The sequence below is a fragment of the Colwellia psychrerythraea 34H genome (assembly GCF_000012325.1).
Taxonomy (GTDB): domain Bacteria; phylum Pseudomonadota; class Gammaproteobacteria; order Enterobacterales; family Alteromonadaceae; genus Colwellia; species Colwellia psychrerythraea_A.
This window is the reverse complement of the sequence record NC_003910.7, coordinates 3,092,763-3,110,318: the sequence shown is the minus strand read 5'-3', so window position 1 is coordinate 3,110,318 and position 17,556 is coordinate 3,092,763. Positions and strand designations below refer to the sequence as shown.

Sequence of the window (17,556 nt, the reverse complement as noted above, 5' to 3'; positions counted from 1 at the left end):
TATCTATGAGATTTAAAATGCATTCCCAACTTCCCCCCTTAAATAGCATAAGAGTGTTTGACGCTGCGGCTAGATTAGGAAGCTTTAAAAAAGCTGCTGAAGAACTTCACGTAACACCAACAGCAATTTCACATCAAATTAAAACACTAGAAGAAGCGCTTGGTACTTTATTATTCGTACGAAAAACACGAGTTATCCAGTTAACCCCAGAGGGTAAACTATTAGCCGAAACTGCATATAACATTTTACAACAATTGACTAATACCATTAGTGAGATATCAAATACTAAAAATATAATTACAGTGAGTACGACGTCATCTTTTGCAGCAATGTGGTTGGTGCCAAATTTAAGCAAATTTAATCAATTGTATCCAGACATTGACGTTGCAGTAAAAACAGGTGAACAAGTTGAAGACTTAGAAAAAGATAGAAGGATAGATCTCGCTATTAGATATGGTACTTATGATAATTCATTGAAAAACTCAATATTATTAACTACTGAGGAAATAGGTGTATATGCCACGCCTTACTATATTAAAAGCATAAATTTATTAGGAAGTGCGAATCTATTAGAAACTAAATGGGACAATAAAAATCTTACCGAGATTTCTTGGCATACACTATTTAAAGACAATAATAACCATGAACTAGTGTACAAAACTCGTCAATTCACTCAAGAACACCATATTATTCAAGCAGCATTAGCTGGGCAAGGTATTGCTTTGGTGAGTTCCCTTCTTGTTCAAAATGCAATAGAACAAGGCTGGTTAGTTAAATATCACTTTACTGAGAATAGAAAAAAAATAGACGGGTTTAGTTACTATCTAGTGATTCCTGAGCACAACCTGCGCAGCAAAAGTATCATGGCATTTAAAAACTGGCTCGTAGATGAATTAATGTAGTTTAAAGAGAATTTTTTCCACTATATGGACCTCCCTGATACCTTTTAGATATTAATGTCCGCTTACATATCGTTTAAGTGCCTAATTCTGGGGTATTTCAGCTCCCGCACATGTTTCACCGCATTTTCACAATATGAATGATTTTCTCCCACATGATTCAACAGCCATCAATAGACTGATACGGATTGCTTTACCCTCGCGCATGCACGCCTCGACGGACAGCACCATTTTGGTGCAAAGAAGAACCCTTCAACCCGGTAACCGCTATAGATTACCAGACAATGGTTACTTTTTTTTGTCGTATAAATAATTAACTGTTTGTAATAAAACAGTTAATTATTAAATGGAAATAGATGGCATGGCTGTTGCTATCTATAATTCGACAACAATCAACAATACCCAAACGAGCGACTTACCGCTTCAGGAGCACAACATGCAGACCATCACCGCTGAAACCATCATGGACCGTTCACCGTTATCATTTCGCCCTGATAGCGGGGTGATCGTCGCCCTGCGCCAGCTGCTAACCGCCAGTCTGTCCGGTGCACCAGTGGTTGATGGCGATAACAATCTAATCGGCTTTCTGTCCGAAGCTGACTGTATGCGCGGCGCGCTGATGGGAGGCTACTTCTCGACCATCGGCGAGTTAGTGCGTGACCGGATGACAACCGAAGTTGAATCGATCGGTACCAATACTAACTTGGTCGATGTCGCAGAGAAATTCTTGCACAACAATCGCAGGGTACTGCCAGTGGTTGAGGGAGGCAAAGTGGTGGGGCTAGTGCAGCGCCGCGGCGTACTCGAGCAGCTTCTGGAGCAAATCGACAGCAAGGGCGAGCAGGTTGAGTATAGGAAGAAAAAACGTCATTTCTCCTAAAATCTAAAGTATGAATCTGAGATTATTTAATTAATTTATAATTACTTTGTCTGCTGGTGTTACGGCCATAGATTTCGCATATCTGCCGTCAAAACTTAAATTATCTTTATTGCTTTATATGGTCCAGCAGCGCTAATGTATTCTATGTGGCATTACCCGTCCTTAAATATCTAATCGTTTTGCCGCTTTATATTCTGAGTGCATAAATGCCCAAACGGATATGATCCCAACGGCAGAAATCAAGATTAGCATATTCATAAAGCTAGACCAGCCACCCGAACTATCTGCCAGTCTTCCCCCAATAAAAGCAAATGTTGCACTGGCCGCAAAGCCGAATGCATCAATTAAACACACCAATGTCGCACTATGGGGGCCGCCGAATTCAATAGAAAATATCGACATGGGTAGGTAATAGGCTGGTGAAATTGAAAAAGCGAATAAAAAAATGGCTCCCAGCGCCACTAAATAGTTAATTTCAGCGCTTAAATTAAATAAAGGTAAATACTGTAAGGTAAGCACGCTCAATAAACTTAGTATGAGCGATAGGGTTAATACTGTCCTGATCCCCCGCTTTGAAAAGCGGTCGTAAAATGCAATAGAGGCTAAAAGCCCGGTCAGAGACCCAACTGGAAATACTGTAGATGCCATTGCTGCCTGTGAGGGCGTCAGTCGGTAGCTTTCCATAAGATAAACCGCAACAAAGTCCAAAAAGGCCATCATGCACGTAAGCACCATTAACATTATCACCACTAGCAAAACTCTGGGGCTTTTTGCAAATGCCACTAGTCCATCAATCGTGCCAGTGCCTTGGAGAGGGTGATTATATTTGTTATTCATGGCCTGTTTTGATGCAATGGTCAGCTCAAAATTATCGGCATTGGTTTCGTTCTCTTTGAAGAAATTAGGGTTATCTGGTTTTTCTTTCAGGTAAAAATAGCAGCCGACTAAAATGACGAGTGAAAAAACCGATGCGATAAACGCTACCGTTCGCCAATGCATGAAGCTCAACAGCCAACCGAAAAATAGAGTAGCTAACACTACACTAAGTCGCGAGCTAGTTGATAGGATGCTCCAAGCTCGTCCATAATGTTGAGGGTGATACCACTCTCCGACCAATTTAGCTAAACCGGGCCAACCCGAAGATTTAGTGCAATAAAGCAGAAATGAAAATCCAGTAAAAGCCATGACATTGGGTGACAGCCCAAATGCAATGACAAACACCGCAGTAAGAAAAATGCCGATTAAAAAAGTAAAGCGTCCACCAATCTTATCGGCAAGAGGTCCCCAGATTAGTTTGCCAACCAATGCACCTATGGTGCCATAAGCCGCAAAATCACCAAGGTTTGTTTTTGTTAACCCCAAGGACTCATCGGCAAGCAAGGCAGGGCTGAGAATTGTGACCATTTGACGACAAATCATCATGGCGGCATAACCCAGATACATGGATACTAGAATATTTAATTGCTGTGGCGGTCGGTTAGACATAATTTCTCTTCGACTGTCGTCATTATAGCCGATGGCTATTTCTACAAAACGATGGCTCTGTTAGGGTTAATTGTTAAGCTTTATCTGACACTAAGTTATTCAATTGCTTACGTCAACTTTGCGAATATAGCGTGCATAACCTTTCAAATATTTATGTCCGATTACCTATCGATAACACACCTGATTTTGAGTAACATCGGCTAATAGATTTTGTCTTCAAAGTGGCAAATGAAGTCGTAAAACCCCTAATTTTGCCACTACGTTAAAAGCTTTAATTGGTAGTATTAGTACTTAACTACATTATTAACAGGATTTTATATTATGCCGCAGACTCTAAGCATATGAACATCAGAACCAGAGCTGCTCAAATTCGATCTAGATGGCTAAGAACTGGCTTTCAATGTGAGTTGACACTAGATGAGTTAGAACCACTATTTTCAGTTTATTCTGAAAACCCAAGAGGTAAGCTTGTGATTATTGATAAAGAGCAGGCAATCACCTTAAAAAACCTCCTAAGCTTATTTGCTGATGAATATAAAACTTATAAGTTAGATGCCAAAGCTAGAGAGCAAGCCACAGTGCTTCATGCAACATTAAGCCGTTTTAACCAACCAGTCCTTGTTAATATTGGTGATATTTATCAAATGATTCGAGATAAACTTGATATTAAGAGAAAATATTTCACACTCAAAAATGCCAACTCACCAGTAACCATCGAAAACCTTATTTTATCCCCCATTAAAAGATCTGAATATTATTTAAAACTGAAAAAGAACGCAGAACAAAAAATGATTTATTGGCGAAAAAAAACGCTTGAACCTAAATTTACTCTCACTCAATTAACCGAACAAATGGAATCCGTGGGATATAAAATGATTAGTTCCAAAAAAGGGGTTCCGATACGTGAGCGGATTAGGATTATCGACAACGAAGATGCTTTGACATTAAATAATATAGAAATATTAGTTAGTATTGATGATGAATCTAGAGTCAGGTTAAACGTTTAAGTAGCCATAAAGCAACTATCCCAAGCCGTTTAAATTTTTGGTGTTAACCGTTCCCTTAGTGAACCTTCGATAATAACTTTAACGACCATGATGATGTTCTGCTGCCACGGCCTTCTTGGTGCGCATTATTGACGTTAACTATTAGCTTTTCTTTAAGCAACTAGTCGCTAAAAGAAGATAAAGCTTGATGGTAATTGTCGAGTTTTTTTACAGTTATGCAAGTAAGGCCGTTGCTCTTTTGTTAACTTATTAATATGTATACATTAATAAGTTCGGCATAAAACATGCTTGTTTTTTCACCAGTAATGTTTAACGCCAATTTGGAGGCCCACGGGCTATTTTCCTAATGAAGTAACAATTTTCCCCTAACTTTTATTAAAAGAGAATTATTATGAAAATTACACATCCTCTGCGCCTATTAGTTTGTACATTTATCTTTATGCTAGTCACAATTTCACCGCCTAGCCAAGCTGGTCTTATTACATTCACTGCCAACATTGACGGGTCTCAAGCCAATGCGGGAACGGGAACGGGAAGTCTGGGAATGGGGGTGGCAAACATACTGTTTGATGATCTGAGTAATGAATTTTCCTGGGATATAAGCTGGTCGGGCTTAACTGGTAATGTCACAGCGGCACACTTTCATGGGCCCGCTTTGCTAAACCAGAATGCTGGAGTGCAAGTAGCTATATCAACGTTGTCTAATCCAACGTCAGGCAGTGACACTATCAATACTGCTCAGGCAGCAGATTTGTTAGCTGGATTGTGGTACATCAATATCCATACAGACACTTCGCCTAGTGGTGAAATTCGAGGTCAAGTACAAGTCGCTAGCGTACCTGAACCTGGTACGTTGTCTCTATTATTGCTGTCGATGATTGGCGTATTTTATTCTCGCAGTAAAATTCTATAATCTCTAATAGCAATAATGTTTGAAGGTGGATTTCCTATAGCAGAAATCTAACCTTAATTTTCAGTACATGCTAAACGCTTATTGTCAGTAAACATCCGAAGCAGATTTTAACCTAAAACCTTATGTTGCATAATCCCAGTCAAGATACAGTGCCCCCGTTTCTGGTTTTATAGACAAGTCTCTACCAACGACCGTTTTTAGCCTGAAAGGTAAGCTTTCGTATCAACAGTGAATATAAAACGCGTTCAAAATTTACCGTTGCTAAAGACTCCTCAGTGCGCAGAGCGGAAGTTAGCTTCAAAATATTTGCGATATATTTTCTAATGGATTGACTGTGTCATATTACTGAGAAGTCTCAGTAATAAACCCAAATCAATCTTTCTAAACCCTAACTAATTGATATTGTTTGAAATAGCCTTTAATTCTATGTTGGATATTACTGAGAAGTCTCAGTAATATCCAAAACCTAACAAAAATAAAATATCTTTAGTTTATAAGACACTGAAAATATGGGATATTAATGCACATAAAATTAAATTTATGGGACGGACATTACTGAGAAGTCTCCATAATAAGCGGTTATGTGACAAGGAGTAGTCGTAAGCATGGATTCAAAAATAGATTTTTCATCATATTCTCTAAATGATCTTTATTCTTCCGCAGAATCAATAGATCGAGATGTTTATCCTGAAAGAGCAAAAGAAATAGATGGCTTGATTCGTCAAAAAGAAGCTGAATTTCCTGAAGAAATTGATACAACCAAAGATATCGGAGAAAAAGCTACAAAATCTGATAGGTTAATGGCAGCAATTATAGATGGTGTTATCGGAATCATATCACTAGTGCCAGTTATATTTTATGTAGGCTTTGATTCATTCAAAGAACCATCTTTATCTCTGCTGGGGATTTTGTTTATATATGGTGTTTTCGTTACGATGGTATTACACGGCTATCTTTTATATTACTACGGACAAACAATTGGCAAAAATTATATGTCTATTCGTATTGAAAACTTAGATGGTACAAAAGCAAGTTTAGCTACTATTTATTTTAAACGGATGTTACCAATGCAATTGATCGGTTTAATACCATCTTTTGGACAGTTTATATCAGGCATTGTAAATCCACTGTTTATTTTTGGTAAGCAAAGACGTTGCTTACATGACTACTTGGCTAAAACAAAAGTCAGCTACACAGGCACATAACAAGTCACTTAAAAGGACAATGAAGTTCCCCCGTTTTAGTGGACACCTCCTCATAACATTGAGGAGGCTAAAATGCCTAGATATACCCAACCTAAAAAGACGTGGTTTTACCCTGTTAATTTCAAAATTAAAGCTGTCGAGCTAAGCTTACGAAACGACATGTTATCTAAGGATGTTGCTCAAGCGTTGGATATTCACCCGTTAATGCTAAGCCGTTGGCGTAAAGAATACCGAGAAGGGAAGTTTAAAAAAAACCAACACTATCAGAGCAATAGTGAACTCATGAGTAAAATCCCCACAAAGAAAGAACTAAATAAAATTAAACAGCTGCAAAAAGAAAACGACCGTTTAAAAATGGAAAATGATTTACTAAAAAAGTGGCAACGGTATCTGGCGGAAGTCCATCAGAGCGATTTGGATTCATCGAAAAACACAAAGAAGCCTTAGGTGTTAAATACCTTTGCTCATGGCTTGATGTCTCTCGTAGTGGCTTTTATGCATGGCGACGACGTCCACGTTCAATGCGTGCTATTAATGATGCGGATTTACTTTTAAATATCAAACAAGTCTTTAATAACAATCATCAAACCTACGGCAGCCCACGCGTATTTCATGCATTAAAGCGTGAAGGTATTACAACGAGTGAGAAGCGTGTTGCACGGTTGATGCGAGAAAATGGCTTACGCGCTAGAGCGCTCAAGACTTATAGCAGGCCAGCTAAGGTGAAGTTCTTTTATAAAGCGATCAAAAACAATCGTAAAAACATAAGTAAGCCTGATGCTATCAATCAGCAATGGTCGGGAGATATTACGTACCTGAAAGTAGGATCGCGCTGGTATTACTTAGCCGTTGTATTAGATTTATTTTCACGTCGTATCATTGGTTGGGCTTTTGGTCAGAACAAATCAACAGCGCTGACACTGAAAGCGCTGCAGCTAGCAATAAAGAAGCGTAAACCGACACAACCCTTGTTATTTCATACTGACAGAGGCGCTGAATATCGAGCACATGTAGTGCAGCAGTTCTTAGTTAAACATAACATTACGGCGAGTATGAACCGTCCAGGTTGTTGTACTGATAATGCTGAAGTTGAATCATTTTTTCATTCATTAAAAGCTGATTTAATCAGAGGGAATGTCTTCGCGACTACTGATAAATTACATTCAAAATTAAAAGGTTACATGAACTATTTTTACAATAGACAACGATTGCATTCAAGTTTAGGATATAAAACACCTGCTGAGTTTGAATTGGCGGTGAATTAAAGTGGATGGTGTCCACTTTATCGGGGGAAGATCACAAAAAAAGTTGGCTTTTGCTCCTTCGTCGCTTATTTTAGCCAACAATTTTTTGCCTCTTAGTGAGGCGTTAGGTGAATATCATTGAAATCCTCTTTTGGATCTATCTCAATTAAAGCTACTTTATTATGTGCTGTATTCTTAGTTACTTCTTGTGCAAGTGTTGGTAATGAATCAGCTGATATAAATGAATGCAGAAAAATAGCTTATGGTAATCAGAATGACTCTTTAAGTAATGATGCAGATGCAATATTTTCTCAATGTCAGGCTAAAAAAGATGCTTTGAGAGCCGATGCTAATAAAAAGGAAACTACATTTATTTGGGTTGAATTTCTTTTGGATCTGTTTGTACCTAGTAATTAACCTAACAAGTAAATAAACAAGGACACGTAATGGTTGGCTACGTTTCGCTTCGCTACACAATTTTAGTCAACCATTACTTAGCCTGTTATTTAGGCGTTAGCTGCTTAGTGAAATCAATCAGAGGTCGGCATGAATATTAAATTTAACGATGTTTTAGAGCTATTTGAGTTAGTTAATTTTGGTTCTCCGTTCGATCATGAGGGGTATATTTGTAAAGAGTCAGGAAGAACGTATTTTTATTCTGAATTTGGTGACAATGAAGAGGAACTACCAGACGATATTAATGATGAAAAATATTTGACCATTCCTCATAAAAATGAATTGAATCTTGGCAATAATCTCGCTTTCGATTTTACTCTAGAATACTTACCGACAGAATATGAAAAAGTACGTTCAATGTTCAATCGTAAAGGTGCCTATGCAAGGTTTAAATCTTTACTAGAGAGCGCTGGTAAAATTGAAGAGTGGTATAAATTTGATGCAAAGCACACTGAAGATGCATTACGAGAATGGTGTACAGAGCAAGGTATTATATAATCAGCAGCTAACAAGCGCATTAACAAGGACAATGAAGTTCCCCCGCTTTAACGGACACCAAAATCTAACTAAAGATGAGGTGTCTTATGCCAAAGTACAACAATCCAAGACGAACTTGGAAGTATTCAAACGACTTTAAAGTCAATGCTGTTCAACTGAGTTTTGTTGTCGGCGTCACAATCAAATCTGTCGCTGAAAAACTCGACATACACCCATTTATGCTGTCACGATGGCGAAAAGAATATCGTGAAGGGATCATTGTGGTGGATAAACGAAAAAAAGTGGCAGGGCAATCAAAAGCCAAAAAAGTACTGACCAAAGAACAGCAACTTGAACGTGAAAATAAAGCACTCAAGGAGGAGCTGTATATCCTAAAAAAGTGGCAACGGTTTCTTGCAGAGGAACATCAAGTCGATATCGATTCATCGAAAAACTCAGAGCCGACATAAAAGTTACGCGATTACTGACGTTTTTTGATGTATCTAAAAGTGGTTATTATGACTGGCGTGAGCGCCAACCGAGTGCTATAGCCATAGAAGATGTTGAGCTTAAACATAAAATACAGCAAATTTTCAAAGAGAATATAGGACGATATGGGAGCCCTCGAATATTTAAGGCCTTACAAAAGCAAGGGTACAACATAGGTAAAAAACGTGTCGAACGTTTGTATCGTGCGCTTGGTTTGGTTGCCAGAGTGATGCGCGTGACGACACGTTCAGCCTTTTATAAACGCTTCCTAACGACAGGTAAAAACTTACGACCTGATGGCGAAGTCCCATTGGCTAAAGATAAGGTCTGGGTAGCTGATGTCACATATTTGAAAGTTAAAGGCGTATGGCGTTATTTGTCGGTCATCATGGATTTATATTCACGGCGCATTATTAGCTGGAGTTTGGATAAAAGTAGGACGATGGAAGTGACCAAGCGTACATTGCAAAATGCAGTTAAGAAACGCAAACCATCCGGTGACTTAATGCTCCACACTGATAGAGGCGTAGAATATCGTGGGCACATTTACCAGAAAGCATTGAAACGACATGGGATCACTCATAGTTTGAGTAGAGCTGGAAAATGTACTGATAATGCGCATATGGAGTCATTTTTCCATTCAATGAAGACGGAAGTTATTCGTGGTAATGTGTTTAAAAGTGATAAAGAACTGCGCGGAACACTTGGCAACTACATTAACAAATACTACAATGTTTCGAGGATGCATTCAGGGATAAACTATTGTTCTCCAATAGAATATGAAGCCCTGGCAGCGTAAAATAAAATGTGTCCGTTTTATCGGGGGAAGATCAAAATTTACAGTTGGCTGTTTTCGTGCCTCAAACATTTTAGCCAACAGTAATTTTCCGCTTATTACGGCGTTATCGATACAAAACCTAATCCGAAGTATTGATTGTCTTTAAAAGCTAATGTCTCGAATGTGGCAACTCATGACATTTACTAAGGTGTTTTACTTTGTTTGTATTTGTTAAAGTTTAGCCTCAAATATATTTCGTGTATTTCATTTGAAGGCTAATAAAAACGTCCGTAGTGACAATTACGGACGTCCGTAGTAAATTGGAGATCCTTTGAGAGAATTTTCTTAAGTATTCAGTGATAGGGTATTAGTTATTTAGCTATTTGGGAACAAGGGTTAGTGACTAACATCTTGATATGACAGGCAATAAAAAAGCCGCTTTACAATAAAGTAAAACGGCTTCTTCATATTATATGGTGCCGCTACGGGACTCTGTTATGCATGTTATCTTGTTGTTAAATATGATTTAAATTTATTTGTGTTTTTTGTGTACTACTCGCTGTACTACTAAAGGTTAATTGTCACTGTTAATTTTATGATATTACTCTGGATACTTAATTGAAGGGGTATAGTTTTTTATAACAATGCTTAACGAAATGCTTGTTAGTTATATAGGGTTATCCTCAAACTGAATTGTCATCTGTAAATTAAGTTTTGATTTAATTATTCATCGTATACACAAGTTACACCATATTCATTACAATCAATGGAATACCTTTTAATTTCTTTTGTTTTGTAATCTTCAATTTTAGAGCTGTTATTGTTAGAAGAAAGCTCAATTATATCCATTTCTAACTGGTGCCGTTCAAGCATTTCCAAACTTAATTTATCACATAACTCACTTTTCGAAATGTCCTTTGATTTTATTTGCTTTAAATTTACTGATTGCTGGTATCTTCTTCGCTGTATGGACTGTTGACTCAAACTTAATCTTTTGATTTGTTTATCTTTTAGAGTATTTGATTCTTCGAAATCACAACTATTAATAAGTAATTCTTCGATAGCAAAGCTTATAGGGATATTGTATTTTTTTGCTACTTTAACTACGTTTTTATATACATCCTTTTTGAGCTCTACTGTCGCAGTAACATGGGATGACTTCATTCTATGTCTTCTCTGGTATTGATTCCAAGCGCTTCTTGTTTTTTTAAGAAATAGCTCTAGCCCCTCACCAGATTTAGCTGCTCGAATATCCGCCTCTATCTGCTTCACTGAGAAATCATTAAAGGGAACAGCAAGTGAGTTTAATTGGATTTTGTTTTTTAGATATCCAGTAAGCCATTCTAGTTGAAATGTGTTGTTTTTTATCCAGGTAAAGTTGTATTTACTATTCATCTGTAATTCACTCGTATATAAATCTAAGAAAACCATAAAGTGGAATGACACTCTTTTATGATGAGATATGAAGTTATATCTTACTTTATAAATTTATTCTATATAGTTGTAGTAATTACGAAGTAATACATGTATTAATTAGGATGTAGTACTTGTATTAAGTTTGTAGTTGTTCATGTATTCATACATGTATTACATGCAAGTTTAAGCGGTATATTAATTCACTTATAAAGGACTCTGCTAGCTATGGTGTATATGGGTAATGAAAAACTTATTAAAGATATTTCGTCAGGTGCACGATATTTATTAATGCTTATGTCTCGTCCTCTTGGTCTTGTTGAAAATAAGATTAAGGATAAAAATATTAGAGATTTTGTAAATATTTCATCCCTATCTGAAAGATCAGTAATCAAGTATTTATCTGAATTGAAAGAATCAGGTATTCTGAGTAGTGAAAGGCATGTTATTTTTAAAAAAGGAAGGGGGGAGAACTCCTATACCCTACATGAAAAATTTAACTTAAGTATGAAACACACAGAAATAGTTGACATGGTGCTATTTCTTAATGACCTGAAGCCTATGCAAAAATTCATCTTTATCACACTTTTAAGTTCGTCAGATGATTTTGGGGTAGTAGATGGCCTAGGTTTGGTTGGACTTACCAAATTGACAGGGATGGGACCACAGACTATAAAAGATCACTTGATGAAAATGATTGAATTAGGTTTTGTGTTTGGGTATTCACCAGGAGGTAATATCGAAATATTTCCTAGTAAAGTGAAAGGGATGTTTTACTTAAACCTCGTTAAATATGAATCTTCACAACTCAAAATTGTATTGCTTGAAAAGTCACTACCCTACAATGACATTATTAAATATCACTCTCAAAATAACGAGGTAAACTCAAAGGTTGGACGATATATTAAAAACCTATCGCCAAAAAGTAAGGCGATTTTTTTTAACTCACTTACTTGCAAAGTTGACAAGTTCTCAGGGGGGATGTTAACCAAAATAGTTAAATTAAAGACTGAAATAAACCTGGTTCAAAGCTTTATTGATTCTTTGCAGCAGAATGTGTTTAAGATTGATGGAGGGAGAGTAAAAACTGTTAACTATGCTCAATTTAGAAAGCACCTAAGTAACTTTAATTTCTTTAATTACATTAAAGAGGACATACGAAAAGAGTTTTTACACGAATGGCTTGATAACCCGTCTTTAGAGAAAGAACCAGCTCATAAAATGTTTCCTATAGCCAAAGAGTTATCTGAGGAGGTTATCTATTTAGTTCATTTGTATGCTTTTTGGATGTATTTTGATGTGCTTTTGCCTGATGGAATGAAGTTTGCCGTGATAAGAAAATGTAAAAATGGTTCACCGAATGAAGAGTTGAAAAGCCCGCCTTGTATTTTAGTTGGAAAACCTATTTCTCAAATTTGATGATGCTCTTCATATAAACTACTTAACAGTTAAATTTAATATCAGTTAACTATCTTGTGCATTAATAACACAAGGTAAATAAAATGAATATCTTAGACTGCTTCTCAGGCAAGCAACTTACTCAAGGACAACATGATTTAGTAGAAGAATTAGACCAGTTTTTATTTGATGATACTCGTTCAGTTTTTTTATTAAAAGGCTGGGCAGGTGTGGGCAAAACATTTATTACTGCCGGAATCACTAAGTACTTGAATACAGAGGGGCGGCAATTTGTTCTAATGGCTCCAACAGGTAAAGCAGCAAAAGTTATTGCTAATAAAACAAAGCAAAAAGCACTAACTATTCATCGAGTTATTTACAGTTATTTTGATGTTAACAACAGCAACGAAAATAAAGACAAGTTAGAACCTCCAATAGTAGCCTCAAAAATAAAAGAAAATAAAGATGCGCCTGATACTGTTTATATTATTGATGAATCATCAATGATATCAGACAAGTTTAACAAATCAGAAGCATGCTCGTATGGCTCGGGTTATCTTCTTATTGATTTACTTGAATATATCAACCTAGATAAAAGGCATAAAAAGAAAGTTATCTTTATTGGTGATAATGCTCAGTTGCCACCTGTGCGTGATAATTTCTCTCCAGCTTTGGATAACCAGTACCTTAGAGATAAATATCAATTAAATTGCCAAGCATTTGAGTTAAAAGAGGTAGTGCGGCAAAAAGCGGGTAGCGGCGTTATAGCGATTGCAAAACAGTTAAGGCATACCATAGGCAGTAACACCTTCAGCGAACTGTCTTTTGATGTGAGTGCTGGTGATACTCATGTATTAACAATAAATGAAATGCTAGAAGAATACTTTCGGGTTTGCGAGGAGAGAGTTGAAAAAACGAAAGAAGTTATCATCATTGCTTATTCTAATATACAGGTAAGAAATTACAATAATACTATTAGAGCAAAACTTTTTAGCCCTGATGCTCCATTACAAATTGGAGAAAAAATCATGTGCGTTTCAAACTTTATCCATGATGATAGTTTTATTTCAAATGGTGAGTTTGGCAAAGTAATTAATATTTCGTCGAATATAGAAATTAGGACGGCTGAAGTCTACACCGAAAGGCATGGTAGGCGTGTGCTGAAGTATGTTGATTTAGTCTTTTTAGATGTTGAAATCGAATTTCTAGATGACCACGGTAAACCTTTCATCTTAGCCAGTAAAATACTATCAAATTTATTATATGGGGCCATGCCTCGCTTAAGCCAGCTAGAATATAAAGCGTTATATGCAGATTTTTTTCAAAGAAACCCCAATATCAACTATAACACCTCTCCTGCAGAGTGTAAGGAGCTTATGAATAAAGACCCTTATCTTAATATTATTCAAATAAAATTTGGCTATTCAATCACTTGCCATAAAGCGCAAGGGAGTGAGTGGGCTCATGTGTTTGTTGATAGATACCATAGGCTCCCTAAATCAAATGAATGCCTTAGATGGTTGTATACGGCCGTTACCCGAACATCAAAAAACTTGTATGTGAGCAAGTAATTAATCTTTTAGTTTTACCTTCGTAGATGGATGGGTATTGAGGCCACTTTGCTAGTGGCTTTTTACTTTTAACTCCAGAGTAACACTATAAAAAAACACCTCGGAGGATGGTCCATAAAAATAAAAAGGCCAACTACTAAAGGGAAGTTATCAATTGGTTACAGTTATATTAATAGGACCCTTCATGTGCTTAAGTTTAGTAATAAATAATTGAAATCATAACCTTATGTAAATAATCAACATAAGAGCAAAACATGAAACACAACAACAAATTACTGAAAGATAATAAACCAACACACTCAACGTTACATACAGAGCCTTACTTTAATGGATATCCTATTCAGGATAAATACCAACCTCTCATAGTAAATAACCTGTTAGTCCATGAGAAGGTTTTAATGAAAGCTTTATCTCACCATAAACGTACAAGCGCTTTTAGGTTTGAATTGAAATTCCCTCGAAATAAGCAATATATCGTTAACCATGCTATTTCTAAATTTTTTGATTCGTTAAGAGTAAGAATCAAATCTGACATAGCAAACAAAAATAAACGTTTAGATAAGAAGTATGAGTGTAAGCTTTCATATGTGTGGGTTTGTGAGTATTCAACATCTATTAATTGGCATTTTCACGTGGTTATTTTTCTTAATCGAGATGTATATAATTGTTTTGGGCGATTAAAGGCTAATGAGGGTAATATGTATTCTAGAATTAGAGCTGCATGGGCTAGTGCTATTGGTGTAAGCTTTGATGCTGCATTAGGTCTTGTGCACCTTCCTGATAATGATGTGTATGATGTCAACACCAATGCTGATAATTACGAGCAGCAGCTAGAAGACATTCTTTATCGCTTAAGCTATTTTGCAAAAGTTCAAACGAAGCCTTATGGACAAGGGGGGGATAATCGGTTTTTTGGATATAGTTCCCTTTAAGTGCCAATGGGGTTTTTTACCTAATGCGCTCTTGTAAAGTTAATTGTAGATTAACTTTATCAATGACTTTAACTGTTTAGGGCTGTAATGCCCTCAAAGGCCTTTTTTTTCTGTGAGAAGTACTTTCAGGAATCTAAGTTAAGGTGATGTTGTTAAGTGTTTGTTTTACTGTGTTTTAATTGCGTTTTCAAAGTCACGTTCTACCAAGTTGAGTAGTAGGATATAAGCCATCAACTTAATTGATACGAATCGGTCAAGCTAATCGTCGCCTCTAATTAGATTATACCCCAAGAGTAACCCCGCATCGGTAACATTAAACTAAAAATCAAACCTATGCATAAACGAACAAGCCTGCCTACTATTTTTACTATACATTTGAAATCATCTTGAATTTGATATTGAACGAATAAATTTTTATTGAAGTAAGTAATCCTTTGAATACAACCAATCTAATTAAAATTAACGATTTACATCGAAGGTAAGCTTAATGAATAAATTTTATATGAGAAAAGCACACTTAAAGAGCAACTTAAATAGTACCAGGAAAGCATGGGGAATTAATGAGGATTTGAATTTAACAGGGCTATTTGAAAAAGGATATTGTGTTGATGTCATTTCGAGGTTACACGGAAGAACAAACTCATCTATCGCAGCTCGCCTGGTGAGATTATCCCTAATAGAAAAACGCTCAGATTTCTATAAAAGAAGGCGCGTAAGCTAATAAAGACCATTAATTTAGGTGTCTACAAAGCCGCGGTCCAGCTCAGCACGAGAATTAATATTTTGAATTAGTGGTTGAAAACTATCTTTATAGGAGGGTAGTTATCGGATGTTTTGATTAAAGTAGAATTACACAAAAAAAAGAAGGCTGGCGCTAAGGCTAGCACTTCTTTTAGTGGTTAATCAAACAAACTTGCTACTCCTGCTATTAAGCCACTTGCTACAGCTAAAGGGACAGTTACTGGAGCCGAAACGGCACCAAGGGTTACGGTTGCCGCCCCTGAAGCACAAACGCCTAATATAGCTCCTGAGGTAGTTGCAATAGCCGTTCTGCTTGGGCTTACCTCCGAAGACCCTGTTACTGTTTTTGATATTTCATTACCCGCTAGCCCTAAGGTTGCTGCATTCTTAATATTCATACTTTCTCCTGTGGTTAAATGAAAGGTACGTTAATAGCACCTAGTTAGTGATGTTGTATTAATCCGTAGTTGATAATTATCAAAGCTCTAGTTCTGTAAAGTCCCTATCGACATCCTCCTGGGTTATACCGATATACCTAAGTGTTGTACTCTCGGAACTATGTCTTAGCATTACCATCACACGGGCAATGTCATTAGTTTTCTTATATAGGTGATATCCGCGTGTCTTACGCATACTGTGACTGTTGATATGAATATTTAACTCTTCACTGACTAATTCAAAAGCTTTGGATACAGATCTTCTTGTTAATGGTCTTGCAGGACCATTGATTGCTCTTTGGTTACGATAAGATTGGAATAAATACACATGGTGTGGATGTTGTAATTGAATATCGTTAATTAACATCTGTGTTTTGGGATTAACTTTAATCTCAGCTCGCTTTCCGGTTTTTCCTTCTTTAATAATCAGTCGTCCATCTGTGAAATCAGTAAACTTAATCGATAGCAAGTCAGATACGCGTAATGCTAAATTTATACCCACCTCCCAAACAAACCTCATTTGCTTTGAATATCGCCTTTCTAGTAAGTGACTTATAAGCCTTACTGTGTCTAAATCTTTTACTGCTTGTACTTCAGCCATAATAAATCCTCTTATATTGGGTAGAGTTTTGTTGATGATGTTGCTTACGATTAGTCGAAACTAATGGATACCTCATAAGTGTCCATGGTGTGATATTCAATGAAGTTAGATATGAATAGGCTTAAGAGTGCTTGACCCTGATAATTGCTTAGATTGCCACCGTACAAGCTATACACTCGCTGGTTTACGAAGCAAACGTCAACCTCTTTTACTAGCTCTGGGTAGGGTGCTCCTTGATAGGAAAAGTCGGTTATGTAAACCAGTTGCCAGTAATCGGGTTTGTGATTATTACCTATTCTTTCTACTCTGATTTCCACGGGGTGATAGCCGCCAGAGATGGCGCTGTAATCCGTATCCCTAAAATTAAATGTAAGGGCGTTGTGTGATGCTATAGCTATTGCGGATTTAACTATTTCAGCATTCAGTAACTTAAATAGTTTTACCGGCAGGGTTAAGCCCTGAGGCTTTTTAAAGTTCAGTTTCATGGTATTAAGCTTATTGTTGATGGTGGTTATAAAGTTAATTGAGGCAGTCTAGTTACCTGCCTCAATATGCGGGTTGTTTTATAAGTACTAAAATTTAAATACCCACTAGCCATGGGGATATGACCCTATTTATGGGGCGTGACGC

18 protein-coding genes are annotated in these 17,556 nt (G+C 36.8%); 13 read left to right on the top strand and 5 right to left on the bottom strand.

Annotation, left to right across the window (positions count from 1 at the left end):
- Nucleotides 1-5 precede the first annotated feature (5 nt).
- Both CPS_RS13315 and CPS_RS13310 read left to right on the top strand, forming a co-directional pair.
- Entirely contained in the window at nt 6-902 is an 897-nt protein-coding gene (locus CPS_RS13315; RefSeq protein WP_202944293.1) for a LysR substrate-binding domain-containing protein, read from the top strand.
- 358 nt (nt 903-1,260) lie between these two features.
- Nucleotides 1,261-1,779, top strand: a complete 519-nt coding sequence (locus CPS_RS13310; protein WP_238383537.1) for a CBS domain-containing protein — start codon at nt 1,261-1,263, stop codon at nt 1,777-1,779.
- A 162-nt stretch (nt 1,780-1,941) separates the two neighbouring features.
- Here CPS_RS13310 and CPS_RS13305 read toward each other — a convergent pair whose 3' ends face one another.
- The gene (locus CPS_RS13305; RefSeq protein WP_011043758.1) at nt 1,942-3,264 is read right to left on the bottom strand and encodes an MFS transporter; all 1,323 of its coding nucleotides are present in this window, start codon (nt 3,262-3,264) and stop codon (nt 1,942-1,944) included.
- A 341-nt stretch (nt 3,265-3,605) separates the two neighbouring features.
- Here CPS_RS13305 and CPS_RS13300 point away from each other — a divergent pair, with 341 nt between their 5' ends.
- The 7 genes from CPS_RS13300 (at nt 3,606) to CPS_RS13260 (ending at nt 9,854) form a co-directional block, all read left to right on the top strand.
- Nucleotides 3,606-4,271 (top strand): hypothetical protein, encoded by a 666-nt coding sequence (locus CPS_RS13300; protein ID WP_041737012.1) that lies wholly within the window; start codon nt 3,606-3,608, stop codon nt 4,269-4,271.
- A 391-nt stretch (nt 4,272-4,662) separates the two neighbouring features.
- Nucleotides 4,663-5,184, top strand: a complete 522-nt coding sequence (locus tag CPS_RS13295) for a CHRD domain-containing protein (RefSeq protein ID WP_011043755.1) — start codon at nt 4,663-4,665, stop codon at nt 5,182-5,184.
- 605 nt (nt 5,185-5,789) lie between these two features.
- Nucleotides 5,790-6,389 carry an RDD family protein gene (locus tag CPS_RS13290; protein WP_011043753.1) on the top strand — a complete coding sequence of 200 codons (600 nt, stop codon included), beginning with the start codon at nt 5,790-5,792 and terminating at the stop codon, nt 6,387-6,389.
- 72 nt (nt 6,390-6,461) lie between these two features.
- A protein-coding gene (locus tag CPS_RS23430) for an IS3-like element ISCps9 family transposase (protein ID WP_076611770.1) occupies nt 6,462-7,654 on the top strand; the annotation gives its coding sequence in 2 pieces (ribosomal slippage) (nt 6,462-6,767 and nt 6,770-7,654; 1,191 coding nt in all).
- A gap of 117 nt (nt 7,655-7,771) precedes the next feature.
- Nucleotides 7,772-8,050 carry a hypothetical protein gene (locus CPS_RS13275; protein WP_011043752.1) on the top strand — a complete coding sequence of 93 codons (279 nt, stop codon included), beginning with the start codon at nt 7,772-7,774 and terminating at the stop codon, nt 8,048-8,050.
- Nucleotides 8,051-8,179: 129 nt separating this feature from the next.
- Nucleotides 8,180-8,587: a hypothetical protein gene (locus CPS_RS13270; RefSeq protein ID WP_011043751.1), complete on the top strand. Its 408-nt coding sequence runs from the start codon at nt 8,180-8,182 to the stop codon at nt 8,585-8,587.
- Between the two features lie 86 nt (nt 8,588-8,673).
- A protein-coding gene (locus CPS_RS13260; protein ID WP_085961195.1) for an IS3-like element ISCps3 family transposase occupies nt 8,674-9,854 on the top strand; the annotation gives its coding sequence in 2 pieces (ribosomal slippage) (nt 8,674-8,959 and nt 8,959-9,854; 1,182 coding nt in all).
- 702 nt (nt 9,855-10,556) lie between these two features.
- Here CPS_RS13260 and CPS_RS13255 read toward each other — a convergent pair.
- Nucleotides 10,557-11,228, bottom strand: coding sequence for a hypothetical protein (locus CPS_RS13255; protein ID WP_011043749.1), 672 nt, complete (start codon nt 11,226-11,228; stop codon nt 10,557-10,559).
- Nucleotides 11,229-11,483: 255 nt separating this feature from the next.
- On the opposite strand from CPS_RS13255, the gene CPS_RS13250 reads away from it, so the two are divergent.
- The 4 genes from CPS_RS13250 (at nt 11,484) to CPS_RS23745 (ending at nt 15,868) form a co-directional block, all read left to right on the top strand.
- On the top strand, nt 11,484-12,665 hold the full coding sequence (locus CPS_RS13250; RefSeq protein WP_138140289.1) for a hypothetical protein: 1,182 nt from the start codon (nt 11,484-11,486) through the stop codon (nt 12,663-12,665).
- 83 nt (nt 12,666-12,748) lie between these two features.
- On the top strand, nt 12,749-14,215 hold the full coding sequence (locus CPS_RS13245; protein WP_011043747.1) for an ATP-dependent DNA helicase: 1,467 nt from the start codon (nt 12,749-12,751) through the stop codon (nt 14,213-14,215).
- 254 nt (nt 14,216-14,469) lie between these two features.
- Nucleotides 14,470-15,147 carry an inovirus Gp2 family protein gene (locus CPS_RS13240; RefSeq protein ID WP_011043746.1) on the top strand — a complete coding sequence of 226 codons (678 nt, stop codon included), beginning with the start codon at nt 14,470-14,472 and terminating at the stop codon, nt 15,145-15,147.
- 487 nt (nt 15,148-15,634) lie between these two features.
- The gene (locus tag CPS_RS23745; RefSeq protein WP_138140288.1) at nt 15,635-15,868 is read left to right on the top strand and encodes a hypothetical protein; all 234 of its coding nucleotides are present in this window, start codon (nt 15,635-15,637) and stop codon (nt 15,866-15,868) included.
- 178 nt (nt 15,869-16,046) lie between these two features.
- Here the strand turns inward: CPS_RS23745 and CPS_RS13235 are convergent, their stop codons facing one another.
- The 3 genes from CPS_RS13235 to CPS_RS13225 form a co-directional block, all read right to left on the bottom strand.
- Nucleotides 16,047-16,286 carry a hypothetical protein gene (locus tag CPS_RS13235; RefSeq protein WP_041737007.1) on the bottom strand — a complete coding sequence of 80 codons (240 nt, stop codon included), beginning with the start codon at nt 16,284-16,286 and terminating at the stop codon, nt 16,047-16,049.
- Nucleotides 16,287-16,365: 79 nt separating this feature from the next.
- Nucleotides 16,366-16,926, bottom strand: coding sequence for a tyrosine-type recombinase/integrase (locus CPS_RS13230; RefSeq protein WP_011043745.1), 561 nt, complete (start codon nt 16,924-16,926; stop codon nt 16,366-16,368).
- Between the two features lie 50 nt (nt 16,927-16,976).
- Nucleotides 16,977-17,411 carry a DUF2787 domain-containing protein gene (locus CPS_RS13225; protein ID WP_011043744.1) on the bottom strand — a complete coding sequence of 145 codons (435 nt, stop codon included), beginning with the start codon at nt 17,409-17,411 and terminating at the stop codon, nt 16,977-16,979.
- Nucleotides 17,412-17,556 lie beyond the last annotated feature (145 nt).